General features: G+C 69.1%; 21 protein-coding genes. 10 read left to right on the forward strand and 11 right to left on the reverse strand.

The features are described 5' to 3' along the window. Window positions 1-59: 59 nt before the first annotated feature. The 4 genes from GONAM_RS04500 to GONAM_RS04515 all read right to left on the reverse strand — a co-directional run bounded on the left by GONAM_RS04500 (window position 60) and on the right by GONAM_RS04515 (window position 6,406). A complete protein-coding gene (locus tag GONAM_RS04500; RefSeq protein ID WP_006865592.1) occupies window positions 60-1,223 on the reverse strand; it encodes an acyl-CoA dehydrogenase family protein in 1,164 nt (387 codons plus the stop codon). Between the two features lie 20 nt (window positions 1,224-1,243). Then, window positions 1,244-2,476, reverse strand: coding sequence for an acyl-CoA dehydrogenase family protein (locus GONAM_RS04505; RefSeq protein WP_006865593.1), 1,233 nt, complete (start codon window positions 2,474-2,476; stop codon window positions 1,244-1,246). Between the two features lie 90 nt (window positions 2,477-2,566). Beyond that, window positions 2,567-3,862 (reverse strand): AI-2E family transporter, encoded by a 1,296-nt coding sequence (locus GONAM_RS04510; protein WP_006865594.1) that lies wholly within the window; start codon window positions 3,860-3,862, stop codon window positions 2,567-2,569. 144 nt (window positions 3,863-4,006) lie between these two features. Next, window positions 4,007-6,406 carry an acetyl-CoA acetyltransferase gene (locus GONAM_RS04515; protein WP_006865595.1) on the reverse strand — a complete coding sequence of 800 codons (2,400 nt, stop codon included), beginning with the start codon at window positions 6,404-6,406 and terminating at the stop codon, window positions 4,007-4,009. Window positions 6,407-6,602: 196 nt separating this feature from the next. Here GONAM_RS04515 and GONAM_RS04520 point away from each other — a divergent pair, with 196 nt between their 5' ends. Together GONAM_RS04520 and GONAM_RS04525 are read left to right on the forward strand one after the other, a co-directional pair. Then, on the forward strand, window positions 6,603-7,817 hold the full coding sequence (locus GONAM_RS04520; protein ID WP_006865596.1) for an acyl-CoA dehydrogenase family protein: 1,215 nt from the start codon (window positions 6,603-6,605) through the stop codon (window positions 7,815-7,817). A 17-nt stretch (window positions 7,818-7,834) separates the two neighbouring features. Continuing rightward, on the forward strand, window positions 7,835-9,130 hold the full coding sequence (locus tag GONAM_RS04525; RefSeq protein WP_006865597.1) for a WS/DGAT domain-containing protein: 1,296 nt from the start codon (window positions 7,835-7,837) through the stop codon (window positions 9,128-9,130). A 105-nt stretch (window positions 9,131-9,235) separates the two neighbouring features. On the opposite strand, the gene GONAM_RS04530 is transcribed toward GONAM_RS04525, so the two are convergent. Further along, window positions 9,236-10,162, reverse strand: coding sequence for a hypothetical protein (locus GONAM_RS04530; protein ID WP_006865598.1), 927 nt, complete (start codon window positions 10,160-10,162; stop codon window positions 9,236-9,238). Between the two features lie 80 nt (window positions 10,163-10,242). Then, window positions 10,243-10,815 (reverse strand): HhH-GPD-type base excision DNA repair protein, encoded by a 573-nt coding sequence (locus GONAM_RS04535; RefSeq protein ID WP_006865599.1) that lies wholly within the window; start codon window positions 10,813-10,815, stop codon window positions 10,243-10,245. 49 nt (window positions 10,816-10,864) lie between these two features. On the opposite strand from GONAM_RS04535, the gene GONAM_RS04540 reads away from it, so the two are divergent. Further along, the gene (locus GONAM_RS04540; RefSeq protein WP_439644541.1) at window positions 10,865-11,398 is read left to right on the forward strand and encodes a hypothetical protein; all 534 of its coding nucleotides are present in this window, start codon (window positions 10,865-10,867) and stop codon (window positions 11,396-11,398) included. A gap of 9 nt (window positions 11,399-11,407) precedes the next feature. On the opposite strand, the gene GONAM_RS04545 is transcribed toward GONAM_RS04540, so the two are convergent. The 4 genes from GONAM_RS04545 to GONAM_RS04560 form a co-directional block, all read right to left on the reverse strand. Beyond that, window positions 11,408-12,112, reverse strand: a complete 705-nt coding sequence (locus GONAM_RS04545) for a lysoplasmalogenase family protein (protein WP_006865601.1) — start codon at window positions 12,110-12,112, stop codon at window positions 11,408-11,410. Window positions 12,113-12,119: 7 nt separating this feature from the next. After that, entirely contained in the window at window positions 12,120-13,403 is a 1,284-nt protein-coding gene (locus tag GONAM_RS04550; protein ID WP_006865602.1) for a lipase family protein, read from the reverse strand. A gap of 71 nt (window positions 13,404-13,474) precedes the next feature. Beyond that, window positions 13,475-14,365 carry a hypothetical protein gene (locus GONAM_RS04555; protein WP_040535362.1) on the reverse strand — a complete coding sequence of 297 codons (891 nt, stop codon included), beginning with the start codon at window positions 14,363-14,365 and terminating at the stop codon, window positions 13,475-13,477. A 309-nt stretch (window positions 14,366-14,674) separates the two neighbouring features. Beyond that, on the reverse strand, window positions 14,675-15,508 hold the full coding sequence (locus tag GONAM_RS04560) for an Rv1157c family protein (RefSeq protein WP_006865604.1): 834 nt from the start codon (window positions 15,506-15,508) through the stop codon (window positions 14,675-14,677). A gap of 319 nt (window positions 15,509-15,827) precedes the next feature. On the opposite strand from GONAM_RS04560, the gene GONAM_RS04565 reads away from it, so the two are divergent. The 4 genes from GONAM_RS04565 to GONAM_RS04580 are packed head-to-tail and all read left to right on the forward strand — an operon-like array spanning window position 15,828 to window position 20,523. After that, entirely contained in the window at window positions 15,828-16,916 is a 1,089-nt protein-coding gene (locus GONAM_RS04565; protein WP_006865605.1) for a thiamine ABC transporter substrate-binding protein, read from the forward strand. Window positions 16,917-16,923: 7 nt separating this feature from the next. Continuing rightward, complete coding sequence (locus tag GONAM_RS04570; protein WP_040535398.1) at window positions 16,924-18,585, forward strand: ABC transporter permease; 1,662 nt, start codon at window positions 16,924-16,926, stop codon at window positions 18,583-18,585. After that, complete coding sequence (locus tag GONAM_RS04575) at window positions 18,582-19,640, forward strand: ABC transporter ATP-binding protein (protein ID WP_006865607.1); 1,059 nt, start codon at window positions 18,582-18,584, stop codon at window positions 19,638-19,640. The genes GONAM_RS04570 and GONAM_RS04575 overlap by 4 nt, the downstream gene beginning before the upstream one ends. 13 nt (window positions 19,641-19,653) lie before the next feature. Beyond that, window positions 19,654-20,523 (forward strand): EamA family transporter, encoded by an 870-nt coding sequence (locus tag GONAM_RS04580; RefSeq protein ID WP_006865608.1) that lies wholly within the window; start codon window positions 19,654-19,656, stop codon window positions 20,521-20,523. 4 nt (window positions 20,524-20,527) lie between these two features. Here the strand turns inward: GONAM_RS04580 and GONAM_RS22740 are convergent, their stop codons facing one another. Then, on the reverse strand, window positions 20,528-20,704 hold the full coding sequence (locus GONAM_RS22740; protein ID WP_006865609.1) for a hypothetical protein: 177 nt from the start codon (window positions 20,702-20,704) through the stop codon (window positions 20,528-20,530). Window positions 20,705-20,911: 207 nt separating this feature from the next. Here GONAM_RS22740 and typA point away from each other — a divergent pair, with 207 nt between their 5' ends. The 3 genes from typA to mshB all read left to right on the forward strand — a co-directional run bounded on the left by typA (window position 20,912) and on the right by mshB (window position 25,710). Beyond that, window positions 20,912-22,822 (forward strand): translational GTPase TypA, encoded by a 1,911-nt coding sequence (typA, locus tag GONAM_RS04585; RefSeq protein WP_006865610.1) that lies wholly within the window; start codon window positions 20,912-20,914, stop codon window positions 22,820-22,822. Between the two features lie 66 nt (window positions 22,823-22,888). Further along, window positions 22,889-24,823, forward strand: a complete 1,935-nt coding sequence (locus tag GONAM_RS04590) for an ABC transporter family substrate-binding protein (protein ID WP_006865611.1) — start codon at window positions 22,889-22,891, stop codon at window positions 24,821-24,823. Continuing rightward, the gene (gene mshB / locus GONAM_RS04595; RefSeq protein WP_006865612.1) at window positions 24,820-25,710 is read left to right on the forward strand and encodes an N-acetyl-1-D-myo-inositol-2-amino-2-deoxy-alpha-D-glucopyranoside deacetylase; all 891 of its coding nucleotides are present in this window, start codon (window positions 24,820-24,822) and stop codon (window positions 25,708-25,710) included. The genes GONAM_RS04590 and mshB overlap by 4 nt, the downstream gene beginning before the upstream one ends. Window positions 25,711-25,714 lie beyond the last annotated feature (4 nt).

The raw sequence follows: 25,714 nt of genomic DNA on the forward strand, positions 1-25,714 counted from the left end.
CAGGTCCACCACCCCGCAGGGTGGTGGACCTGGCAATCTGTGGTGGGTTTGCGGACGGGTCAGACGTCGACTCGGGCTGATGTCTCCGCGGTCGCCTTGGCGAACCGGGCGAGATGGGCGTCGGCGGTGCCGAATTCGTACTCGATCGCGGTGAGGCGCTTGAAGTAATGGCCGATGGCCAGTTCCTCGGTCATGCCCATGCCGCCGTGCAGCTGCACCGAGTTCTGCCCGATGAACCGTGCGGCCCGGCTGATCGTCGCCTTGGCGGCCGAGACGGCCGCGGCCCGCTCGGCGGGTTCGGCGTCGAGCGACAGGATGGCGTAGTACTGGGCGGCCACCGACTGTTCGAGCTGCAGGTGCATGTCGACCATGCGGTGCTGCAGCACCTGGAAGCTGCCGATCGGGACGCCGAACTGCTCCCGCTGCTTGGCGTATTCGACGGTGTCGGTGAAGACCTTGCGCATCAGTCCGACCGCCTCGGAGACGACGGCCGCGGTGGCGGTGTCCCAGGCCTTCTCGAGCAGGTCGATCGCACCGTCGCCGGCGATGAGTGCATCGCCGGGCAGCCGGACGTCGTCGAAGGTGATGTCGGCGGCCTGACGGTCGTCGATGGTGCGGAGCTTGTGGAGCTCGAGACCCTCGGGTGCGCCGTCGGTGAGGTCGATCAGGAACAGCGACACGCCTGCGGGATCGTGCGGCTCGCCCGAGGTGCGGGCGCTGACGATGAGGTAGTCGGCCAGCGGTGCTGTGGTGACAACGGCCTTGCTGCCGTTGAGCTTCCACCCTTCACCGTCGCGGTCGGCGCTGGTCTCGATCCGCGACAGCACGCCGCCCGAGCCGTCCTCGAGTGCGGCGAGGGCGCTGAGGGCCTCGCCCGCGGCGATGCGCTGTGCTGCCTCGAGGGCGGTGGCGTTTCCGGTGGAGTGCAGCAGTCCGGCACCGAGAACCACCGAGTCGACGAACGGTTCGACGACGAGGGCGTGTCCGAGTGCCTCGGTGACGACCATCAATTCCTCGGCGCCGCCGCCGAATCCGCCGATCTCCTCGGGTAGGCAGGCGCCGACGACGCCGAGATCTTCGACGAAGGCCTTCCAGATGTTGGGCTGCCAACCCTCGCCGACTTTCGCGGCGTCGCGACTGACCTGCAAGTCGTAGCGTGCGTCGAGGAACTTGTTGAGTCCGTCCGACAGCAGCTGCTGTTCGGGGGTGAGTGTGAAGTCCATCAGTTTTCTCCTGTGACCCGTCAGAGACCCAGAGCCGCTTTGGCGAGGATGTTCCGTTGAATTTCGTTGCTGCCCGCGTAGATCGAACCGGCGCGGTCGTTGAAGTAGTGCAGCGGTGCGACGGCCTGCCACGGCTCACCGCTGACGTAACCGTCGGTGGGCGGCGTGTACTGGAAGATCGGGCCGCCGGGACGGGTCGCGTGCGGTTGGAAGACGCGGCCGTGCGGGCCCGCGGCCTCGAGGGACAGTGTTGTGATCTCCTGGCTCAGTTCGGTTCCCAGGATCTTCAGCATCGAGGCGATAGAACCCGGGTCCTTCCCGGAGCTCATGGCGGCGAGCGCGCGGTACTCGAGGACCTCGAGGATCTTCGCTCGTACCTGGATGTCGGTGAGCTTGGCGGCGAAGGCCGGATCCTCCGACAGCGGACCGCCGTTGGGTGCGGTCACCGTGGCGGCGTCCCGGCCGAGCTGCTCGGCCATGACCTGCAGCGCCGGGGCGGCCGCACCGCCGCCTCGCTCGAACACGAGGAGGTACTTGGCGACGGTCCAACCGTCGTCGATCTTGCCGAGCACGTTCTTCTTGGGGACGCGCACGCCGTCGAAGAACACCTGCGCCTGGACCTGCTCGCCGGAGGCGAAGACGAGGTTCTGGACCTCGATCCCCGGGGAGTTCATGTCGATGAGCAGGAAGGTGATGCCCTGCTGCTTGCGCTCCTGGCGCGAGGTGCGCACCAGGCAGAAGATCCAGTTGGCCTCGGAGGCGTGGGTCGTCCAGATCTTGGAACCGGTGACCACCAGATCATCGCCGTCGTCGACCGCAGCCATGGACAGCGAGGCGAGGTCGGAACCGGCCTCGGGTTCGGAGTAGCCCTGGCAGAAGAAGACGCTGCCGTCGAGGATTCCGGGGAGGAAGAAGTTCTTCTGTTCCTCGGTGCCGAACGCCATGATCGCGTGCGAGACCATCCGGATGCCCATCGGCGACAGAGCCGGTGCGCCGGCCAGAATCGACTCGCGGCTGAAGATGTAGTGCTGGGACTGCGACCAGTCGCAACCGCCGTACTTCACCGGCCACGCCGGCGCGGCCCAGCCGCGCTCGTGCAGGATGGCCTGCCATTTCATCGAGGCCTCGTGGTCGGAGTAGACGGAGGTGCGCAGCGTGCCCGCCGCGCGCAGGTCGTCGGTCAGCTTCTCGTCGAGGAACGCCCGTACCTCGTCGCGGAACGCGGCGTCGGCCGGAGACCAGTTCATGTCCATGAGCGGTGCGCAACCTATCTGTAAACGGCTGTGGTCAGATCGGGGTCGAATGGCAATCTACCGAATGTTCGCTCCGGAGCGTAGCCCGGCTCACGATTCGGGCCGCTGTGTGACGCGCGATGCGTCGTCTGCAGGTGGTTCCGGCGTCCTCGCGGCGGGTGGGTTCTCGGGTTCCGGCTCGGCGCCCGACGAGGACAGCAGGACGTCGGCCCAGCGGGTGGCAGGGTCGATATCGATGAGGAGCGCCTTGGCGAGCAACGTCAGCGGTACCGCGAGGATCGCGCCCAACGGCCCGATGGCCCAAGCCCAGAAGATCAGCGACAGGAACGTCAGTGTGGTCGACAGGCCGACCGCGTCGCCCACGAACTTCGGTTGGATCACCGACTGGATGACCACGTTGATGACGCTGTAGACCGCGATGACGATGAGCATCTTCGTGACACCGCCGTCGAGCAGCGCGAGGAGTGCGGGCGGGACGAGGCCGATGACGAACCCGATGTTCGGGATGTAGTTGGTGATGAACGACAGCAGACCCCACAGGATCGGCAGCGGGACCGTCAGCAAGGCCAGGGCGATGCTGTCGAAGACGGCGACGATGAGGCCGAACACCGTCGACACCCACAGGTAGCTGCGTGTGCCCTGCGCGAAGGAGCCGAAGGCCGAGGCGATGTCGGGCCGCATACCTCGAAGGTGGTTCATCCGGTCGTCGAATCCGACCGAGTCGGCGGCCATGAACAGCAACAGGGCGAGTACGAGAACGAGGGCCGACGCGACGCTGAGGGTGCTCGACAGCAACTCGGTGACGACGTTGACGACCTTGCTGGTGTCGACATGGGAGATCATGTCGTGGACCTTGTCCTGACTGACGCCGTGGCTGGTCAGGAAGTCCTGGAAGTTCGTGATGATGTCGTCGAACTTGTCGTCGTACTCCGGAAGGATCGAAGCGAGTCGTGCGACGGAGAACACCAGCGATGCGAAGAGCCCGATCAGGATGCCGTAGACGAGTAGGACGGTTGTCAGGAACGCCGCCCAGCCGGGAAAGCCCTTGGTGCGCAACCATCTCGGCACCGGCTGCACCGCGACGGTCAGCATCAACGCGAGGAACGTCGGCGCGGCGAACGACGCCACCGCCTTGATGCCGGCGACCGCGACCACAAGCCCGGCGATCGTGAGCAGCACGATGGTGCCGCGCGGGAGCGTCCAGGCCGGTGGGTCAGGGCGGTAGGTGGGGGTGACGGTGTCCCGCCCACGCCTGTCCCGAGAACCACGGTCCCGGGTGTGGGCGGATGCCTTTCGAACGGGGCCGGCATCGCCGCGGCCGGGATCGCTGTCGGCCGGCTTGTCGCGGTCGGGCTCGTCGTGCGCGGGCTGGTCGTGATCGGGCATCGGACAGCGCCTTTCTACCGGGACCCCCTGGGTGCGGCGGCTCGCTCCGGCGTGAGCCGGAGTCAAGTCTTCAGCACTTCAGGGGGTTCCGCGGCGCTTTCGTGCGGTTGCGGTGCCGCCCGCGGCCTCACTCGCGTTCCGGGGTCAGCGGCCCTTCCACTGGGGTTCGCGCTTCATCACGAACGCCATGATGCCCTCGAGGGTGTCACCGCTGATGATCAGCGAGTCCAGGACGTTGGTGCTCGCGCGGACGGCCTCGACGGTGTCGGTGATCGCGTCGGACTGCTCCATCGTCGCGATCGAGGCGCGAACCGAGGTCGGCGATGCGGCGAGGATCTCCCCGGCCACCTTGCGGGCGGTCTCGAGAACCGTTCCGGCGGGGGCGATCCGGCTGACGAGCCCTGCTTCGGCGGCTTCGGCGGCCGAGATTCGGCGGCCGGTCAGGATCATGTCGCGGGCGAGTGCCGGCGGGATCATCCGCGGCAGACGGACCAGACCGCCTGCGGCGGCGGCCAACCCGACCTTCACCTCGGGAAGGCCGAACGAGGCCTCCTCGTCGGCGACGATGATGTGGCAGGCCATCGCGATCTCGCAGCCGCCACCGAGTGCGAAGCCGTTGACCGCGGCGATGACCGGCTTGGGCAGGCTCTCGCGTGCGGTGAGTCCCGCGAATCCGTTCTTGGGCACGGACAGTGCGGCCGGGCTCGCCGTGGCGGCGAGGTCGTTGCCCGCCGAGAACGCCTTGTCACCCGCGCCGGTCAGGATGGCGACCCACAGGTCGTCGTCGGCGAAGTAGGCGTCGAAGATCGAGTCCAGCTCGGCGTTGGCGGCCGGGTTCAGTGCGTTGCGCGCGTCGGGCCGGTTGATGGTCACCTCGAGCAGGTGGCCGTCGCGACGGATCTCGACGTGCTCGTAGCTGTCGCGGAAAGCCGGTGCGACCGCCGGGTACTTGGCATTCATCGCGGCCTCGGTCAGCTTGACGCGGTTGCCCTTGTCGAAGGAACGCACCACGATCTCGGTGCCTGTCGGGTCGTCCGCGTTCAGCAGCAGGTCGAAGAACTCGTCGTCGTCTGAGTCGAGGTTGGCGACGAACCGCGCGCCGAGACGATCCGGAGCGGTGTCGTCGACGAGGCGGCCGACCACGACGCCGGTCCGCTTGCCGCTCTTCGACGGGATGACGGTGTAGGTCTCGAGGATCGCGGGGCCGTCGGCGTCACCGATAGTGGGCACGGTGGGCGCCGCGTCGAGCTGGGCCTGGATCTTGGCGCTGTGATCGGCGCGCCACGGAGCCGGGGTCGTCGAGTAGACGCCGGCCGCGTGCTTGCTGAGCACACCGCCGTTGGCGATGACGAGACCGAAGTCGCCCGGGGACTGCCGGACGCGCGAGACCACCTCGGCGATCGCATGCAGCGTGTAGTTGTTGCCCGGACCGCCGAAGAACGGCAGGCCGCCGGTGACGGTGAGACCACGCGGGTCGTCGGGGGAGAGGCCGAGCCCGTCGAGGATGTTGAACACCGCGATCGGGAAGCAACTGTAGATGTCGATGACCGACACGTCGTCGAGGCCGATCTCGGCGACCTCGAGCGCGTGCTTCACCGCGGCCGGGGCGGCGGGCGCGGCACCGAGGTTCGAGCGAAGCAGCGAGGTGCGTTCGACGGTCTCGGCGTGACCGTGCAGGAAGACCCACTTCGACGGGTCGATGCCGGCGGCCTGCGCGGCGCGAACCGACATGACGACGACGGCGGCAGCCTGGTTCACCTGGTCGCGGGCGACGATGTAGCGCGTGAACGGATCGGCGACGATCCGGTTCCCCTCGGTCGGGGTCACCAGCTCGGCGGCGTCGCGCTCGGTCGGGGCAGCCGAATGGGGGTTGGCTGCGGCGACCTTCGTGAACGGGGCGAACAGCTCGCCCATCGCGGTGGCGTATGCCTCGCGGCCCAGGCCGGTGTTGTGGCGGCGGGCGTTCTCCAGCAGCGCGTACTGCGGGATCACCGAGGCGAGACCGTGACGCATCTCGGCGACGGTGATGATGCCCTTGAGGCCGTAACCGCGGTCCTCGAGCTGTCCGCCGACCTCCTCGGCGAAGCTCGGGCGCTCGTTGTCCGGCTTGGACTGGAGATGGCGCACCGTCGACATGACCTCGGCGCCGAAGATGATCGCGGCATCGGAGTCGCCCGCCGCGATGTCGCCGGCGAGTTCGGTGAGCATTGTCTGCGGGGTCTGACCGCCGGTCACGGCCTGCACGGCGCGACGGGGGTCGGCGCCGACGCGCTTACCCACGGCGCGGGGCATGTTGTCCGGCCGGCCGAGCGGCGATGAGGACAGCGGACTGGAGATCTCGAACGAGCGGATCGCGGCGATGGTGTCGATGGAATAGGCGAGGTCAGAGGCCCCGGCGTCGTCGAAGGCGGCGGTGACGGCCCGCGCCGCGAGGTCCGCTTCACCAAGCGCTTCGTATCCGGGATCGGTCAGACGCTCGGAGGCCTGGCCGACGCCGACGACAACAGGGGTGTTCGGATCGAGATCAGCGATCGAGATTGGCATACGCACACAATGGCACAAAGGCGGGGCTGACGTCTCAAAGTGGTCCCGCATACACCCATACCTGCGGGTTCGGTCCTCAGTGTGGCGTCGGATCCGAGGCTTGGGAACGTTGCGTTCAGCGCGGTTTCAATCGTGGTCCTCGGCTCGGGCGACGGCCAGACTATCCGCCGACAGTCTGCACCGAAAGGACCATCTGATGACCGCAACCGTGCCCACGAGCACGTCGGCCGCCGGCACCACCGACGAACGGCTCGACGAGGTGTTCGCCCCGATCTTCGCCCGTATCGCCGAAGGTGCGGTGGCACGCGAAGACGACCGCCGGCTCGCACACGACGAGGTGTCGTGGCTTCGCGATGCCAAGTTCGGCGCCCTGCGCGTCCCGGTCGAGCTCGGCGGGTACGGCGCCTCGGTGCGCCAGGTGTTCCGGCTTCTCATCGACCTGGCGACCGCCGAGTCGAACCTCCCGCAGGCGCTGCGCGTGCACTGGTCGTTCGTCGAGGATCAGCTCACCGCGCTGCCCGATCCCGAGGCCGAGCGCTGGCTCCGCAAGGTCGCGGAGGGCACGCTCGTCGGCAACGCCATCACCGAACCGGGTGTCGGTGCCATCGACCGCTACCAGACCCGGTTGACGGCAGACGGTGACGCATGGCGTCTGGACGGCACCAAGTACTACAGCACCGGCAGCCTCTACTCCGACCACATCCTCGTCGCCGCCGACCAAGACGGCGAGCGCGTCTCGGTGCTCGTCGACGCCGACGCCCAGGGCGTCACCCAGCACGACGACTGGGATGGCTTCGGTCAGCGCCTGACAGCCAGCGGCACCACCGAGTTCAGCGGCGTGCAGGTGTCCGATGACCGAATCCTCGGCCCGGGCTACGGCTCCGCCGGCCGGACCTACGCGACGTCCTACCTCCAGCTCGTGCAGCTGTCGGTGCTCGCGGGCATCGCGCAGCGCGCCACCGACGACGTGTCCGAGTGGGTCCGTGAACGCAAGCGCACCTTCACCCACTCGACCGCCGACCTGCCCCGCCACGATCCGCTGGTGCAGCAGGTCATCGGCCGGCTGACTGCCGCCGCCTATTCGGCGCGCACGATCGTCCTCGACATCGCCGATCAGCTCGACCGACTCGCCGAGACCGGCTGGCAGGACGAGGAGCTGCTCGACAAGGTCGAATTCGACGTCGCCCGCGCACAGGCGACCGTCATCCCGCTCGTGCTCGACGCGACCACCCAACTGTTCGAGGTCGGCGGTGCGTCGATCACCTCCGAGCGGCTGCGCCTCGACCGCCACTGGCGCAACGCCCGGGTGATCTCGGTGCACAACCCGCTGATCTTCAAGCTGCAGGCCATCGGTGACCACGTCCTCAACGGCACCGATCTGCCCTACGCGTGGAGTGCCGGCCAGAAGTAGCGGGCTACCCTGGCCGCATGCAGCGGATGGCGGCGGCGGACGCCGCATCGTACTGGATGTCCGAACGCATCCCGAACGACCAGTTCCTGCTGTACTGCTTTGCCGCACCGTCGATCTCACTCGACGAATGTGCCCGGCGACTGCTGGCGCGGGCGAGGCGCGTCGACGACCTGTGTCTACGGGTCCACGACGTCCCGGCGACCGCCGACCGTCCGTACTGGGTCTCCGCCGAACCCACATCCGACCAGGTCCGCGTCGACACCACGTCGCGGACCTGGTCGTCGTCTCTGGAGGCCGTTGGCGGACTCGTCGCCGATCAGCTGGTGCCGTCCCGCGCGGCCTGGCGCCTGCATCTGTTCGGTCCGGTGACCGATCTCCCGACGGGCGAGGGTGAGTCGGTCACGGGAGTTGTTGTCGTGCTGCAGATCTCGCACGCACTCGGCGACGGACGACGCGCATCGCAGATCGCACGAGATCTGTTCACCGCGCCGTACGACAATGAGCGCCGGTTGGGAGCCTTCGGAGTGCCAGGGCCGGTTCGCGAGGTCGGGACCGTCGTGCTCGGCGCGCTGCGGTTCCCGAGTGAGTTCGTCAGGACGATCCGACGCGGTATGCAGGTCGCTCGAGTTGGGGGACAGGCGAATCCGGGGACACCGGGTTATCCGTTGACACGGCTGAACCGCAACCCCGGACCGCGGAGGCTCCTGCGGGTCATCGTGGTGGACCGCGAGCGTCTGACCGCAGCCGGGTCTCCGGTCACCGTCGTCGTGCTGACCGCGATCTCGCAGGCTCTACCGCGATACCTCGGCGAGGATTGCATACGTCTCGGTGTGGAGCTGACCGTCGGGCGATCAGAGAGATCAGAGGCGCGCAACAACTTCCGCAATGTGGGGATCGACCTGCACGTCGAAGTCGACGACTCTGCGGAACGGGCTCGGCTCATTCGCGGTGAGATCGACGCCGCCCGCGCCGCGGACGCCGACCCGGCACGAGTCGCGCAGCGACGCGTATCGGAGGTGACCCCGGCGATTCTCACGCGGTGGGGCATCCGGGCCTTCGACCTCGACACCCGGCCGGAGACGGTCACCGGTGTCACCGTGGTGTCCTCGGTGGACCGCGGTGCTGCCGACTTCGACCTCGACGGCGGCGAGATCCTGTTCACCACCGGCTTTCCCGCGCTGTCGCCGGTTCAGGGGCTCACCCACGGGGTGCACGGCATCGGCGACCGGGTCGCGGTGTCGGTGACCACCAGCCCGGAGATCATGCCCGACGTCGACCGGTATGTGGAGTTGTTGCGAGCGGCTCTCGCGTAACCGTTTCCTTCCCGCGATTGGGATTCCTTCGCGCGGGCGCTACCCGCCAAGCGGTAAGGAAATGGTTGCGCGAGAATGCCTACGAGGCGACCCGGTCAGCTGAGGTCAGCCCTTCGGGTACCCGTTGGTGTCCGCCGGGGCGGCGTCACCGTTGCCGTTGCCGCCGGAACCCTTGGGGCCGCGGGTGAGCCGCTTGGGCAGACGCTCGGCGAGACCGCCGAGGGGAGCCACCGTCTGGTTCAGGAGGTCCACTGTCTCGGCGAGCTCGTGCACCGTGTCCTGCATGGCGATCAGATTCGGTGCGAGCTGACCGATCACCTCGGTCAGCTCGGTGATCCGGTCCAGCGGGCCGCCGGGTGCGATGGCGCGCTCGATCGCACCGCCTTCGCCGACCAGCTGGTCCAGGAGGCCGGCCTCGGCAGCGAACCGGTCCAGGATGCCGCCGGGCTCGGTGACTTTCTCCAACATGCCGTCGGGTGCGGTGAGCTTGTCGACGATGCCACCCTCGGAGGTGAGGCGTTCGAGGATGCCCTCGTTCTCGGTGAACTGGTCGACGACACCACCGGGGCGAGTCAGGCGGTCGAGCGGACCGTCCTTTGCGGTCAGACGCATCAGGATGCCGCGTTCGTCGGCCATCTGGTCCAGGAGTCCGCCCTTGGCGGTGAGTTTCTCCAACGGGCCGTCGGGTGCGGTAAGGCGGTCGATGACGCCGCCTGGGTTGAGAAGTCGTTCCAACGGTCCATCGGTCGCGAGGATGCGTCCGAACGGCCGGTCCGGGCCGAGCAGCTCCGACAACTGGCTGAGCAGCGCCATCGGGGTGCGCGCGACGTTCACGCTGTCGTCGTCGAGGCCCACCGCATGGGTCAATTCGTTCTGGACGCTGCCGGCGGTGATCCGCGCGATGGTCACCGCTGATTCGGCCGCATCCAGCACAACCCCCGCCACCGCGAATCCCAGCCGGAACGGCATCTCGATGAGCGAGCGTGCCGGGTCGGCCCCGGTGGGCGCGCTTCGTTCGGGAAGAGACTCCATGGTTCTCGACACTAGGCCACCGGCTTCTGATCGTGGGTCAACGTCGGGTGATTAGTGGTCAGGTGACCAACATCGGACCGCTACTCCTTCGCGGCCTTCGCTGCCGCCTTGGCCGCCTTCTTGAAGTCGCGGACCTTCTGCAGCGAATCGGGGTCGACGACGTCGGCGACCGAGCGGTATCCCTGCTTGCTGTAGTCACCTGCGACCTTGGTCCAGCCGGACGGCTTCACGTCGAGCTGCTTGGCGACGAGGGCGACGAAGATCTTCGCCTTCTGCTCACCGAAGCCGGGCAGATCGCGAAGGCGCTTCATCAGGTCGGCGCCGCTGCTCGCCTCGGTCCAGATGCGGGAGGCGTCCCCGCCGTACTCCTCGGCGACGACCTTCGCGAGCGCCTGCACACGTCCCGCCATCGAGCGACCGTAGCGGTGGATGGCCGGGGGAGTGGAGCACAGGTCCGCGAAGGCCTCGGGGTCGGCGTCGGCGATCTCGACCGGGTCCATCGTGCCGAAGCGGTCGCGGATCTTGGCCGGTCCGGCGAAGGCACGTTCCATCGGGAACTGTTGATCCAGCAACATCCCGACGAGCAGGGCGAACGAATCGGTCGAGAGCAGTTCGTCGGCCGCGGGTTCCTGGGCGATCTGGATCTTCGGCATGGGATCGATTCTGGCAGACGCGGTACGCGCGCCGCTCTAGACTGCCCCCATGATCAGCGGGGAGAGCATGACGGGGCGAGCAGGATCACGGGCAGCGTTCCGGGCGGGCATCGGTGCGGTGATCGTCGGGCTGGTGGCGGCGCTCGTCGGCGTCGTCGGGCCGGGGAGTGCGAGTGCGATCCCCGACTACACCGAACCGAACTACGTCACGACGCTGAACTGCACCTCGGCCAATCCATGGCCGGCCGGTCCGGTGAAGATCCGCGTCGACGTGTTCAACGACATCCGGTTCCCGGCGGATGGCCTGCCCGGACCGGCGATCGCGCTCATCGGCACCGATCGCGCGAAACCCGTTGCGCTGGAATACACCTACGACGTCACGGTGTCGTGGCGAAACCTGCGAACCGGGCGCACCGGCACCGTCTTCGTGCCGGGGCGCGGATTCACCGTCAAGTGGCAGATCGACATCCATCCGGGTCGTGGTCCGGTTGTCTTCACGATCAAGCAGAAGCTCGGCGCCCTGGCATTCGTCCCGATGGTCAATCCGCAGTACTCGTCGTGCAGCGGGCGGGCGACAGCTTGACAGAGACGATCAGCGTCGACGCAGGCGTTCGCTGAGTCCGCCGACGAGCAGGTACTGCGCGGCGAAGTAGCTGGCGAGCACCCACGCCTCGCCGGCCATCCGTAGTCGCGGGTCGGTGACGAGGTGACGGCGGTTGATGATCGCCAGGTCCGACAGCAGGAACGTCAGCCCGCCGATCCGCAACCGCGGCTGCGGGGCAGACATGGCGCTCGCGGTCGCCGACATCGTCGCCAGGGTGTTGCCGTAGGTGCCCAGGACGGGCAGCAGTGCCGGCCGGTGACGGGCCAGCACCGCGGCCGACTCGGCGAGCACCCCGACGCGGGGGAGCAGCTGTTTCGCCGAGGGCCGGGCACCCGCACGCCACATCGTCGCCGTGTAGCTCAACTGGGCGCCGGCGAACAGCGTCGCACCGAGACGCAGGTAGCGGTCCTTGGCGACCGGCTCGGTCTCGAACTCCTCGAGCAGCATCAGTCGGTCGCCGGCCATCGAGAACGCCAGCGCTCCCGCCAATCCGGCGTTGTCGAGGGCGTCGCGCTCCCGCGCCCCGGCCGCCGCCTGTGCCACCAGCAACAGCATCGGCAGCGGCTTGGTGAGGCCCGCCGCCCGCCGGTGCCCGAGAGCACCGGCGACGGTGGCCGCCGCCGTCGTCGCCGCGTAGGCGAGGTCGAAGGCCCGTTGCCCGGACAGGCGACGGTCGGGCAGGCGGCGACCCATCACCGACTCACTTCAGGATTTTGGCGATGAAGGCGCGGATGTCGTTGTCGGACAACTTCGCCGACTGCGCAGCGTCGAGGGTGAGGTAGGTGCGGGCCTGGACCTTGCGGTCGGCACGCGCCTCGTTCAGGTACTTCAGCGACAGCGGCACGACGACCGACGTGTCCTGGAGCGACTGGGTCATGAGCACCGGCTTGACGAAGCCACGGCTCGGCAGGTCGGTGGCCTCGGTGAGCAGGTTGGTCAGCTCCGTGTTGCCCGACACCGGCTTCGCGAACAGGGAGCCGATGGCGAGACCGTCGACGTTCTTACGGAACTCGGTGATGCATTCGTTGGCGGCCTTGGCCATCCACTTCTTACCGGTGTCGGTGAGCAGCGAGTCGACGTCGAGCTTCGGGTTCACGTTGCGGATCGCGCTGAGGGTGTACAGCGCGTCGGCGGCGAGACCGGACGGGATGCTCGCCGACGACGGTCCGAGATTGGCGAGGAGCGCACCGAATTCGGCGGGGATCGACGTCGCCGCCGCACCCTTGAAGTCCAGCGAGTTGCGCGGCTGCAGCTTCGGCGCCAGGCGGGCCAGCGTGATCGCGGCCGCGGCACCCTGTCCCTCGCCGACGACGGCCCACGAGCGGGACAGGTTGTCGGTGACGTCGCGGGCGGCACTCACCGCGTCGACGATGTTGCGGGCGGTGGCCTCGAGGTCGTAGTACTGCGGGGTTCCCGGCGTCCCGACGCCCGCGTAATCGGTGGAGACGACGGCGTAACCGCGGCCGAGCCATCGGCTCAGTTCGGTGGTGTCGTCCTTGGTCGGACGCTCCGACGGGGCGCACTTGTCGGCGATGCCGCGCGAGCCATGGGCCCAGGCGACGACCGGCCAGCCGCCGGCGGGTGCCCGGCCGGCCGGGACCATCAGCACGCCCGACGACAGATGTGCCTTGCCGTCGGCGCCGGTGCTCCAGTAGGTGAAGTCGTTGCCGGAGGCGGAACCGGCCACCATTCGGCCACGGGGCAGGTCACGGTTGGCGTAGACGGCACCCGGCGCCTGGCCGGGACCACGGGCGTCGATCGTGCCCGCGTTGTCGTCGGCGGGCGCGCCCGTGTCCTCATCCGTGGCGTCGGTGGTGGAGCCGAGCGAGGGGGTGCTGGTCGACGGGGTGGTCGTGGTGGGTTCCGCGGCGGCCTCGGCGACGAGGCCGAACGAGGTCAGGCCCATGGTGAGGGCTGCGGCGACCGCGACCGTGCGGGCGATGGAGGCACTCCGACGGGTTGAAGAGATGCCGTGCGTATTCATGTGTCGTCTATTCGTTCGGTGTGACGGGTGGAAGGTCAACGGCGAGAGGGAGTCCCGCCGTTGATCGGGGATCAGGCGTCGACGATGCCGACGGCCGGGAGGAACCAGCAGTTCTGGGAGCCGTTCTGCGCGGTGCCGAAGACGGCGGACAGGATGGTGCCCTTACCGGTCTTCACCGGGGCAAGGCGTACACCCGAGAGCAGGGGCAGGGCGGTCAGGGTGGCGCCGTTCTTGAGCGGCTCGAGGTCGGCGAAGCCGCCCTGCAGTGTGCTGGTGTTGAACCACGCGACCTGCATGGTGCCGCCCTTGCCGGCGTTCGTCGAGGCCGGCACGAATGCGTAGGCGGTCTCGCCGTTCTCGACCACGTTCATCTTGTCCGGGATGCCGGCGATCGGGAGCATGTCGAGGAGCGGCTTGAGCTCGGCGATCGGATCGGTCTTCAGTGGCCACGGGCCCGCGACCGCGCCGGCGCCCGCGGTGACCAGCCCGAGCGGGTTGTCCGGGGTGGGGGTGGTGCAGAAGGGGGCGACGGACGGGGTCAACGTCTGGATGCCCAGGCTCTTCAGCAGCGCCAGCGGATCGGTGGAAGCCACCGGCTGAGGAGTCGCCGCGGCCGGCTTGGGCTGTGACGCGTCGAAGGGCAGCGCACCGGCGCGTCCGACGACGTCCTGGACCGACAGCTGTCCTGAGCTGCCCATGACCGCCTGAGCGGCTTTGAGGGCCATCTGGTCGACGCCTGCCGACTTCAGCAGACGGACCGCGCCGGCCAGTTCGGCGTCGAACGGGATCGAGTAGGCGCTCAGCATGTTCGGGGGGAGAAGCGGGAGCGACGGCGCGGCCGAGGCCGGGGCGGTCGAGGTGACCGCGGCTGCGGCCATCGCCACGCCCACCAAGCCCACGCCGCAGCGCCGGATTCCGCGCCGACCGATCAGGGGACGTGTGAACCGAGACGTGATGGACATGGCACTCCTTCAAACAGCCGAACACCCCGCCACGTGTGGCGGGTATGACAGATGGGACTTGAGTTAAAAGAGACCATGTGTGGGACGAGTGCGGCAAGTCGCGAGTCCGACCTGTGACATTCGCGCGATCGGCGAGATACCGACATTCCCGACGACCTGGTGTTTTGCTCCCTGGGACACTGAGGCCGGCGCCACAGCCGCTTCGAAGGGATAACGCGACGTGATGGGTGGCGAACGTGGACAACGGTCCCGAAAACAACGACACCCCGGCGATATGCCGGGGTGTCGTTGGAGGAAGTCGACCGGAGGTCAGATGACGGCGAGGCCGATCACCGGGACGATCGTGCAGGACACGACCTGCCCCTTGGTCTTGGTGGTCACGTTGCCGTGGATCGCGGAGATGACGCGACCCTTGCCGGTCCGGGCGATGCCGGTGAAGGTGCCGGGGCCGTCCTTGACGTTGATCTTCGGGTTCCGCTTCAGCGTGGTGGTGCCGGTGCGGCCGGTGTCGACGTTGAGCCAGCTCACGATCAGCGGCTTGGCCTTGTTGTCGATGGCGGGGCCGGTGCCCAGCGCGGTGTAGACATACCCGCCCTCGCCGCGCTTGGGGCCGGGCGCCGGTGCTTCCTGCGGGCCTGCGGTGACCAGGGCGCGGCCCAGCGAACCGCCGCCGGGAATGCAGCCGAGACCGAAGGTCGGGTACAGGAACTCCTGGATCTTCGGGGCCTTGGGGCCCTTCGGGATCTCCGGATCGCCGGGCTTGGCCTCTGCGGCCAGCTGGCGGGCTGCGGCCTTGCGTCCGGGCTCACCGAGGAAGTCGGCGACCGAGCGCCAGACCTTGGAGACCTCGGCAGGCATTCCCGGCGTGTTGGCGAATGCCTCGGCCTGCTGGAGCAGCTGGGCATTGACCTTGCCGTCGGGGCCGGGAGTGGCCACCGAGCCGATGATCGCCGGGGCGAACGCGCCGAGCGAGTCCAGCACGCGCTGGTCGACCTTGGGAGCGGGCGCAGCGCCGGCGACGGCCGGAAGTGCGAGGCCGGCTGCGGCGACGAGGGCCGAGGCGCTGAGGAACAGGCGGTTGCGCCGGGTCCGGTGCGGGCGAGAGGTGGTCGGACGCAACCTCGACGGCCGTGTGAAACGCACTGGTGGTGTCCTATCGGTCGTGGCGCTGCGTCGGCTGGAAGAGCAAGCCTCGTGCGCCTCGTGGTCGTGTGGATCCTGGTCGTGTGAATCGCCCGGGGCTTGAGGGCGTTCGTCGATCTTCCCACCCCGGACGTCGCGGGTCATTCTAAGCCCCTCGATGTCCTCTGTGTCCAGGTAGTCCGGCCGGTTGCGGCTGTGACGTATGTGGTTATTGATGCAATTGTTACACGAGTGATTCTCGTGGGCGCTGAATCGTGCGTCTTGTCGCCACCTGGTTGGATATGGGGGTGAAGAGACAGTCAGTCGCGAGGAGTCGGATGTGAACCACCTGCCGGGCGTGGACGAAGTGCAGGCCGAGAGTGCCGGGCGTCGTCGAGGGCGGTCGGGGATCGCCTCCCGGGCCGTCACGCTCATCGTCGGCCTGGGGATGGTTCTCACGACCGCGGTGGCCTGCGCCGACGAGTCGACGACGGGCGGCGAGGTCACCCTGCTGACCCACGAGTCCTTCGAGCTGCCCGAGTCGGTCATCGACGGGTTCCGCCGGCAGACCGGGCTCACCCTCAAGATCGTGCGCTCCGGTGACGCCGGACAACTGGCCTCGACCGTGTCACTGACCCCCGGCGCGCCGAAGGGTGATGCGGTCTACGGCATCGACAACACCTTCGCGTCCCGGCCGATCGAAGCGGGAGCCCTGGAGTCCTATGAGTCTCCGCTCGCCGCCGACGGGGCCGACGAGTATGCGGTGCCCGGTGCGGCCGACAAGCTGACCGCAGTCGACCGCGGCGACGTCTGCCTCAACATCGACGACGCCTGGTACGAATCGCGTTCGCTGACCCCGCCGGCGAGCTTCCGCGACCTCGTGAAGCCCGAGTACGCATCGCAGACCGTCCTGACCGACCCCGCGACCTCCTCGCCGGGGACGGCCTTCCTGCTGACGACGGTCGGCGCACTCGGCGACGGCTGGCAGGACTACTGGAAGCGGGTCGTCGGCGGTGGCGCGACCATCGTGTCCGGCTGGGAGGTCGCCTACAACCAGTTGTTCAGCGCCGGAGAAGGGAAGGGCGACAAGCCGATCGTGCTGTCGTACGCGTCCTCACCCGCCGCCACCCCCGACACCAGCGCCCTCCTCGACAGCTGCTTCCCGCAGGTCGAGTACATCGGCGTCCTCAAGGGCACCCGCAACTCGACCGGAGCACGCAAGCTCGTCGACTACATGCTGAGCCCGGAGGTGCAGTCCGCCCTGCCGGAGTCGATGTACGTGTACCCGGTGCAGCGCGACGTCGACCTGCCCGAGGGCTGGCCGGCCCGGGCGGAGGTGCCGGCGTGGATGTCCTCGCTGCCGCCCGCCACGATCGCGGAGAACCGCGAGCGGTGGCTCGACCAGTGGCGTGACGCTGTCGGCAGGTGACCGTCCGGTGAGCCGGGCCGGGGCGCGGCCCACTGGACGGACGGCGACGGTCGCCGGTCGGGTGGCACTGCGGCTGATCCCGGCTCTGTTCATCGCCGTCCTCTTCGCGTGGCCGGTGCTCGCGCTCGTCCGCCGCGGGGTGAACCTGGCCGCGGCATCGGGGGAGCGACTCGGTGAACTCCTCACCCGGACAGACGCACTCACACTCCTGGGGGTCACCCTCGGACAGGCGGCGGCGTCGACCGTGCTGGCGCTCCTCGCGGCCGCACCCATCGCCTGGTTGTACGCCCATGTCGGCGGGCGGGCGTCGGTCCTCCTCGCCGTCGCGGTGACGGTGCCGTTCGTGCTGCCGACGGTGGTCGTCGGCGTCGCCTTCCGGTCGTTGCTGACCGGCCCACTGTCCTTCCTGCACATCCAGTCCGGTCTCGGTGCGGTGCTGGCCGCGCACGTGTTCATCAACGTCGCCGTCGTCGTCCGCGTGGTCGGTGCGGCGTGGCGGAACCTCGACCCCCGGCTGCTGGAGGCGGCGCGCACCCTGGGCGCCGGGCGACTACGGGCGACGCTGACGGTGGTGATCCCCCGACTGCTTCCTGCGATCGCGGGTGCCGCTGCACTGATCTTCCTGTTCTGCTCCACCAGTTTCGGTGTCGTGATCATCCTCGGCGCGGGGGAGTTGCGCACCCTCGAGACCGAGATCTACACCCAGGCCATCGGTTACTTCCGCATCCCCGAGGCGGTGGTGCTGTCGATGGTGCAGATCGTCGTCGTGTTCGCGGCCCTGATGCTCACCCGCGTGTTCGCCGACCCCGCCGGGACCGGTTCGGCCCGTGGCGGTGTCGAGCGACGGCGTCGGGATGCGGCGTTCGCGCACGGGCGGTTCGTGCGTCCGGCGATGTGGCTGGTGGGCGCGTGGACGGTGGTGTTGCTCGTCGGACCGGTCGTGGTGTTGATCGCCCGGTCGGTGCGGCCGACGGTCGGCGGGGACTGGACGCTGGCCGGATACCGGGCCCTCGCCGAACCGGTCAACGGGGTCACGCCGCTGGAGAGTCTGCAGTACTCGCTGGTGTCGGCGGCCTTCGCGACCGTCATCGCGCTCGTGGTGGGCATGCTCGCCGCCGTCGCGCTCCATCGCTCCCGCGGCGTGGTCGGTTCGATCGCCTCGGCCATCTCCCTGGTCCCGCTCGGGATCAGCGCTGTCACATTGGGTTTCGGATATCTGATCGTCCTGGCGTCGATGCCCTATGCGATCGCGGCGTCGCCGGCGATCATCCCGTGCGTGCAGGCGCTGATCGCCATCCCGATGGTCATCCGCATCATGCTGCCCGCGCTCGAATCGGTACCGGTCCGGTTGCGCCAGGCCGCCGCGACGCTGGGCGCCCGGCCCGCCCGCGTGTTCGCGACCGTCGACCTGCCGATCGTCGGCCGCTCGATGGGCGCGGCCGCCGGTTTCGCCTTCGTCATGGCGCTCGGCGAGTTCGGGGCCAGCAGCTTCCTGGCCCGCGCCGACACGACGACCCTGCCGGTGCTGATCGGATCGGCGCTCAACCGGCCGGGCGCCGCGAATCTCGCGACCGCGATGGCCGCGTCGGTGGTCCTGGTCGTCGCGACGACCCTCGCCGTGCTGGTGGTCGAGGCGTTCCGTCCCCGTTCGGAGGTGCCGCTGCTGTGACCGGACGAGACGCTGCCACGAGGTCGCACGCCCTCCTCGAGATCTCCGACCTCGCCGTCGCCTACGGCGGGCACCCTGTGATCGACGGATTGTCCTGGCAGGTCGGGGGATCGGGGTCGTTGGTGACCGCCGTCCTCGGGCCGTCCGGGTGCGGAAAGTCGACGCTGCTGCGCGCCGTCGCCGGTCTGGAGCAGCCGACCCGTGGCGTCGTGCGCTTCGACGGTCAGGACCTCGCCGGGGTCGAGGTCCACCGGCGCGACTTCGGGGTGGTCTTCCAGGACGGGCAGCTCTTCGGCGGGCGCAGCGTGGCGTCGAACATCGGTTACGGACTGCGGATGCGCCGCTGGTCGCGTCGCCGGATCGCCGGCCGCGTGACCGAATTGCTCGACGTCGTCGGGCTGCCCGGTTACGAGAAGCGTTCCGTCGACACCCTGTCCGGAGGCCAGGCGCAACGGGTCGCCCTGGCGCGTGCGCTCGCCCCGCATCCGCGGCTCCTCTTGCTCGACGAACCCTTGGCCGCGCTCGACCGGCGCCTGAGAGATGAACTGGCAGTGGAGATCTCGGAGATCGTGCGCGCGGCGGGCGTGCCGACCGTCGTCGTCACCCACGATCACGCCGAGGCCGCGACCATGGCCGACGAGATCGCGGTGATGCGCGACGGCGCGATGGTGCAGGTCGCGACGCCCTCCCATCTGTGGCGACGCCCGGTGGACGAGTGGACGGCGAAGTTCCTCGGCGTCACCACCGTCGTCGACGCACAGTTGCGCGCCGGGATCGCCGACACCGTGCTCGGCGAGATCGTCCTCGACCTGCCCGACGGATCGCGTCGGCTCGGCCTCCGCCCGGAGTCGGTCGAGGTCATGGGTCCGGCGGGGGCGGACGATTCGGGGACGGGTACAGCGACGGTCGTGCTCGTCGCCGAACTCCCGGCCGGCCCACGCGTCCGGATCGAGACCGCGGTCGGCGAGATCGACGCCGTGGCAGACGAATCCGTCGCCATCGGCGACCGGGTGCGCATCCGGTTGGTCCCCGAGCGGGTCGCGGTCATCGGATGATGACGGCCGCCCGATGACGGACACCGCGCGACGCGACCTCCTGCTCCCGCCGGGGCTGATGGTGCTCGGCGCGACGTCCATGTATCTCGGTGCGGCGATCGCCGTCGGCCTCTTCGACGACGTCGCCCCGTCGGCGGTGGCCTGGCTGCGCATCGCCGGAGCCGCACTGGTGCTGCTGATCTGGGTCCGGCCACCACGGCCGGCGTGGCAGTGGTCCCGCCTACGGCTGGCCGGATGTTTCGGCGTGATCACCGCAGGCATGAACATCACCTTCTACGAGGCGCTGGCACATCTGCCGATGGGGACGACCGTGGCGCTGGAGTTCCTCGGCCCGATCACAGTGGCGGCCTTGGGTTCTCGCACCCGGCGCGACATCGCGGCACTCGTCCTCGCCGGGCTCGGCGTCGTCCTCATCGCCGACGTCCGGTGGTCGGGGACCGGTGTGGGGGTGCTGCTCGCGCTGGCCGCTGCCGCGTGCTGGGCCGGTTACATCGTGCTGGGGAAGCGGGTCGCGGCGCGCGGTGCGGGCGTCGAGGACCTCGCGACCGGCTTCGTGATCGCCGCTCTCGTCACCTCGCCACTGGCCTGGTGGGTGGTCGAGGGGGTACGCGAGGGTGTGTCGCCGGCCGCACTGATCGGCCAGGGTCTGGTGCTGGGCGTGGCATCGACTGCGATCCCTTACGCCCTCGACCAGGTCGTGCTGCGGCGCGTCGGTCGTGCGCGGTTCGCGATCCTGCTCGCGCTGCTACCGGTGACGGCCGCGGTGATCGGGCTGATCGTGCTCGGACAGGTTCCCCGGCCGCTGGAGGCCCTCGGGATCGCGGCGGTTGCGCTGGCGGTGGCGGTGCGGTCGGTCGAGGAGGACGAGCTCCCGCCGAATTGAGTGCTCAGGCGGCGCGCGCCTTCTTCAGCGCCTTGTTGAGCTCTTTCTTGGTCATGTGCGAGGTGTCGAGCTTGCGCATCCGGTGGATCACCACGGGACACCGCACGCACCGTTTGGTGCTCTTGCAGCACTTCTTCTTGGGCTTCAAAGAGCCCACCTTGGTGGCGTCGACCTTGCCCATGCGGCGAGGTTAGCAGACCCTAATAACGGGTGATCGGGAGCCTGTGATCGCAGTCTCACCGCATAAACAGATACTCTGTAGCGTTGAATCCCTAGGTGATCTGCACTTGTCGCCGGTCAGAGCTGTTCGGCCGCGAGCGTCGGAGATGTTCGGCTCGCGCCGAGTGCCTGCCGCCGAGGCGGACCCCATCAACACGAAAGAGAGCCTGTGAGCGCTGCCCCCACCTTCCGTAACGTCGCGATCGTCGCGCACGTCGACCACGGAAAGACCACCCTCGTCGACGCCATGTTGCGCCAGTCCGGCGTCTTCGGAGAGCGCGCCGAGGTCGTCGACCGGGTGATGGACTCCGGAGACCTCGAACGTGAGAAGGGCATCACCATTCTCGCCAAGAACACCGCGGTGCACCGGCGTCAGCCGGACGGCACCGAGGTGGTCATCAACGTCATCGACACCCCCGGCCACGCCGACTTCGGTGGCGAGGTCGAGCGCGGCCTGTCGATGGTCGACGGCGTCGTCCTGCTCGTGGACGCCTCCGAGGGCCCGCTGCCGCAGACGCGCTTCGTGCTGCGCAAGGCGCTTGCCGCCGAGCTGCCGGTGATCGTGGTCGTCAACAAGACCGACCGCCCCGACGCCCGCATCCAGGAAGTCGTCGACGAGACGCAGGACCTCCTGCTCGACCTCGCGTCGGATCTCGACGAGGAAGCCGCCAAGGCTGCCGAGCTCGTTCTCGAACTCCCGGTGCTCTACGCATCCGGCCGCGCCGGCGTGTGCTCCACCGAGCAGCCCGCCGACGGTCAGGTCCCGGACGCCGAGAACCTCGACGCCTTCTTCGACGTCCTGCTCGAGCACGTCCCGGCGCCCAAGGGCGATCCGGAGGCCCCGCTGCAGGCCCACGTCACCAACCTCGACGCCTCGGCCTTCCTCGGTCGCCTGGCGCTCGTGCGTATCCACAACGGCACCATCCGCAAGGGCCAGCAGGTGTCCTGGTGCCGTGAGGTCGACGGCGAGCCCGTCGTCGAGCGCGCCAAGATCACCGAGCTGCTCGCGACCGTCGGCGTCGACCGCGCACCGGCCGAGTCCGCGTCGGCCGGCGACATCGTGGCCGTCGCCGGTATGCCGGAGATCATGATCGGCGACACCCTCGCCGACCTCGAGAACCCGCAGCCGCTGCCGCGCATCACCGTCGACGAGCCGGCCATCTCGGTCACCATCGGCACCAACTCCTCGCCGCTGGCCGGCCGCGTGTCCGGTCACAAGCTGACCGCGCGCATGGTCAAGCAGCGCCTGGACTCCGAACTGATCGGCAACGTGTCGCTGCGCGTGCTCGACATCGGCCGGCCGGACGCCTGGGAGGTCCAGGGACGTGGCGAGCTGGCCCTGGCCATCCTCGTCGAGCAGATGCGCCGTGAGGGCTTCGAGCTGACCGTCGGCAAGCCGCAGGTGGTCACCCGCAAGGTCGACGGCAAGGTGCAGGAGCCCTACGAGCACCTCACCGTCGACGTCCCCGAGGAGTACCTCGGCGCGGTCACCCAGCTGCTGGCCGCCCGCAAGGGTCGTATGGAGCAGATGAACAACCACGGCACCGGTTGGGTCCGTATGGAGTTCATCGTCCCCTCGCGCGGTCTGATCGGTTTCCGTACCGACTTCCTCACCGAGACCCGCGGTACCGGCATCGCCAACGCCGTCTTCCAGGGTTACGACAGCTGGGCCGGCGAGATCCGCGCTCGCCACACCGGCTCGCTCGTGAGCGACCGTTCCGGCACCGTCACACCGTTCGCGATGATCCAGCTCGCCGACCGCGGAACCTTCTTCGTCAACCCGGGCGACGACAGCTACGAGGGCCATGTCGTGGGCATCAACCCGCGCCAGGAGGACCTCGACATCAACGTCACCCGCGAGAAGAAGCTGACCAACATGCGTCAGTCCTCGGCCGACGTGATGGAGACGCTGGCCAAGCCGATGCAGCTCGATCTCGAGGGCGCCATGGAATTCTGTGCCGCCGACGAGTGTGTCGAGGTCACCCCCGAGGTGGTCCGAGTGCGTAAGGTTCACCTCGATTCGTCGACGCGTGCCCGTGAGCGCTCGCGGGCCAAGTCCCGGGACGCTGCGGTCAGCTGACCGCCGAGCCGGTCTCTCGCGCGAGCGGGGGACCGGCACTCGTCTGATCGACCGAGAAGCATCTTCATGGGGGTATCCGAGGTGAAACGCGCGAGGCCACAGGGTCGCGACGCCACGAACCGGACCCGGAGCCGTGTGCTCGGGTTGCTCTCGTGCGGCGCCGCCCTGCTCATCGCCCTGACGGCGTGCACGGCGGATCCGCCGCCGCCCGTCCGGGACACCGGTCCGCCGCCGACGCCGACGGAGTACCCCGTCGAGAAGACGGTCTTCGTGGCCACCGACTCGGTCGGCAACGGGTTCAACCCGCACATCGCGGCCGATCAGAACCCGGTGACCACCGCGGTCGCCGCGATGACGCTGCCGAGCGCCTTCTCGCCGGTGCAGACGCCTGCCGGACCGGTCTGGGAACTCCAGCGCCACTTCGTCACCTCCGCCGAGGTGACATCGCGGCAGCCGTTCACGGTGACCTACCGGATCCACACCGACGCCCAGTGGTCCGACGGTCTGCCGGTCACCGGCGACGACTTCAGCTACCTGTGGCAGCAGATGTCGCGGCAGCCCAACGTGGTGGCCCCGGCCGGCTACCGCCTCATCGACTCGGTGCAGTCCCGCGAGGGCGGCAAGCTCGTCGAGGTGCGCTTCGAGCGCCCGTATCCCGCCTGGCGCGAGCTGTTCACCGGCCTCTTGCCGAGTCACGTCCTCAAGGGCGCCCCGGCCGGCTTCCAGACCGGCATGGACACCGGCAAACCGGTGTCGGCCGGCCCGTACGCCATCGTCGGGATCGACAAGACCCGCGACGAGGTGCGGCTGGCCCGCAATGACCGCTACTGGGTGACGCCGCCGCGACTGGACCAGGTCGTGCTCCGCCGCGCAGGCAGCAACGCCCAGATGCTCGACTCGGTCCGGTCCGGCGATTCCGAGATCGTCGCCCTCGGGGCCTCACCGGCAACCGCCGCCGAACTGGCGGCCCTGCCCGGCCTGGAGACCGAACGCAGCCTCACCTCGCGGTCGCTGGGGATCAGCATCAACGCCCGCACCGACGCGATGAGCTCGGTCGAGGTGCGGCGCGCGATCCTCGGCCTCGTCGACCCGCGGCTGACCACGTTCGCCGGCGCGGGGGACTGGATCGTCGAACCGTATGCGAACACCGTCTTCGCACCCTCCGACCCCGGCTACACACCCGTGTCGCGGCCGCGTCCCGATCGCGCCGCGGTCGACGCACTCCTCGCCGACGCCGGGTACCGGCGGGCAGACCCGGAGACGGCCGGAGAGACCTCGCCGGTCCCCGAACCGTCCACGGACGCACCGCCCTCGGGAACGCCCTCTGCGTCGGGCTCGTCCACGCCGTCGACCCCGGCGGCGACGCCGACCCCCGGTGCGGTCGAGGTCGCGAAGCTGCCCGAGGGCGTCCTGCCGTTCCAGAAGGACGGCCAGGATCTTCTCGTGCGTGTCGGCGCCGTCGCCGGTGACCCGCGCGCCACGTCGGCCGCCTCGAGCGTCGTCGACCAGCTCCGCGGCGCCGGAATCCGCGCCCAGGTGGTGACGATGCCGAACAGCGAGCTGTACGGATCGGCGCTGACCCAGAAGCGCGTCGACCTCGTCGTCGGCTGGACCGGACTCGGTGTGCCGCCCGCAGCGTCCCTGGCGTCCCAGGTCGACTGCAACCAGCCCAAGCCGAGCACCGAGCCGTCGCCCGCGACGCCGCCGACGCCGACCAGCATCGCGCCGAGCGGTGGGGATGTCGGCGACAGCTACGCCAGCAACATCTCCGGCCTCTGCGATCCGACACTGATCGAACTCGCGCGCGACGCGATGTCCGAGGAGGACCCGATCTCGACGCTCAACGAGGCGGAGCCGCTGCTCGCCGCGCAGGCCATCTACCTGCCGCTGTACCAGGATTCGATGGTCGTCGGCGTCACGCCCGAGGTGCGCGATGTGCCTCTCACCGGCCCGATCCAGGAGTCGATCTTCGGGACCGCGGTCAACTGGGAACTCTCGTGACCGACACTTCTCCCTCCGCCGACCGGCGGCTGCTGCTCGTCCACGCCCATCCCGACGACGAGACGATCATGACCGGCGGGACCATCGCCCGCTACCTCGCCGAAGGCGTCGACGTGCGGGTGCTGACCTTCACCCTCGGCGAGGAGGGCGAGGTCATCGGTGACGAGTACGCACAGCTCGTCGCCGACGGCGGCGCCGACCAGCTCGGTGGGTACCGCATCGCGGAGCTGACGCGTGCCCTCGCGGCGCTGAGCCCGGCCGACGGGCCGACCCTCACGCCGCGTTTCCTCGGTGGGGCCGGCCGTTGGCGTGACTCGGGCATGGCCGGGGCGCCGTCGGCGAATCACCCGCGCGCGCTCGTGCAGGCGCCGTTCGACGAGCCGGTCGGTGTACTGCTCGATCTACTCCTCGACTTCGCCCCGCAGGTCGTTGTCAGCTACGACGCGTCGGGCACGTACGGCCACCCCGACCACAAGCTCGTCCACGAGGTCACCGCAGCCGCGGTTGCACGTGCCCGGGAGGCCGGTGCGGGGCCGACGAAGCTGTACGAGTCGGTCACCGAGCACAGCGCTCTGGAGAACGGGCTGGCGGCCGCGCAGGCCGTACCCGATGGTTGGCGCATGCCGCACCCCGGCGAACTCCCGAGCTACCCCGACGATCAGATCACCACCGAGGTCGACGTGCGGGCGTACTACCCGTGCAAGGTTGCCGGGCTCGCCGCGCACGCCACGCAGGTGACGGTCGCTCCGTCGGGGACCGAATACGCGCTGTCGAACAACATCTTGCAGCCGATCATCGACCACGAGCACTTCATCCTCACCGACCACGATCCGCGTCCGGCTCTCGACGGCGACCGGGAGACGGACCTCTTCGCCGGGATCGGATAGCGAC

This window comes from Gordonia namibiensis NBRC 108229, from assembly GCF_000298235.1.
GTDB classification, from domain to species: Bacteria; Actinomycetota; Actinomycetes; order Mycobacteriales; family Mycobacteriaceae; genus Gordonia; species Gordonia namibiensis.

Coding starts and splice junctions, on each gene's coding strand:
- GONAM_RS04500 (WP_006865592.1), bottom strand. CDS start 1,223: ATGGACTTCACACTCACCCCCGAACAGCAGCTGCTGTCGGACGGACTC.
- GONAM_RS04505 (WP_006865593.1), bottom strand. CDS start 2,476: ATGGACATGAACTGGTCTCCGGCCGACGCCGCGTTCCGCGACGAGGTA.
- GONAM_RS04510 (WP_006865594.1), bottom strand. CDS start 3,862: ATGCCCGATCACGACCAGCCCGCGCACGACGAGCCCGACCGCGACAAG.
- GONAM_RS04515 (WP_006865595.1), bottom strand. CDS start 6,406: ATGCCAATCTCGATCGCTGATCTCGATCCGAACACCCCTGTTGTCGTC.
- GONAM_RS04520 (WP_006865596.1), top strand. CDS start 6,603: ATGACCGCAACCGTGCCCACGAGCACGTCGGCCGCCGGCACCACCGAC.
- GONAM_RS04525 (WP_006865597.1), top strand. CDS start 7,835: ATGCAGCGGATGGCGGCGGCGGACGCCGCATCGTACTGGATGTCCGAA.
- GONAM_RS04530 (WP_006865598.1), bottom strand. CDS start 10,162: ATGGAGTCTCTTCCCGAACGAAGCGCGCCCACCGGGGCCGACCCGGCA.
- GONAM_RS04535 (WP_006865599.1), bottom strand. CDS start 10,815: ATGCCGAAGATCCAGATCGCCCAGGAACCCGCGGCCGACGAACTGCTC.
- GONAM_RS04540 (WP_439644541.1), top strand. CDS start 10,865: ATGATCAGCGGGGAGAGCATGACGGGGCGAGCAGGATCACGGGCAGCG.
- GONAM_RS04545 (WP_006865601.1), bottom strand. CDS start 12,112: ATGGGTCGCCGCCTGCCCGACCGTCGCCTGTCCGGGCAACGGGCCTTC.
- GONAM_RS04550 (WP_006865602.1), bottom strand. CDS start 13,403: ATGAATACGCACGGCATCTCTTCAACCCGTCGGAGTGCCTCCATCGCC.
- GONAM_RS04555 (WP_040535362.1), bottom strand. CDS start 14,365: ATGTCCATCACGTCTCGGTTCACACGTCCCCTGATCGGTCGGCGCGGA.
- GONAM_RS04580 (WP_006865608.1), top strand. CDS start 19,654: ATGACGGACACCGCGCGACGCGACCTCCTGCTCCCGCCGGGGCTGATG.
- GONAM_RS22740 (WP_006865609.1), bottom strand. CDS start 20,704: ATGGGCAAGGTCGACGCCACCAAGGTGGGCTCTTTGAAGCCCAAGAAG.
- GONAM_RS04590 (WP_006865611.1), top strand. CDS start 22,889: ATGGGGGTATCCGAGGTGAAACGCGCGAGGCCACAGGGTCGCGACGCC.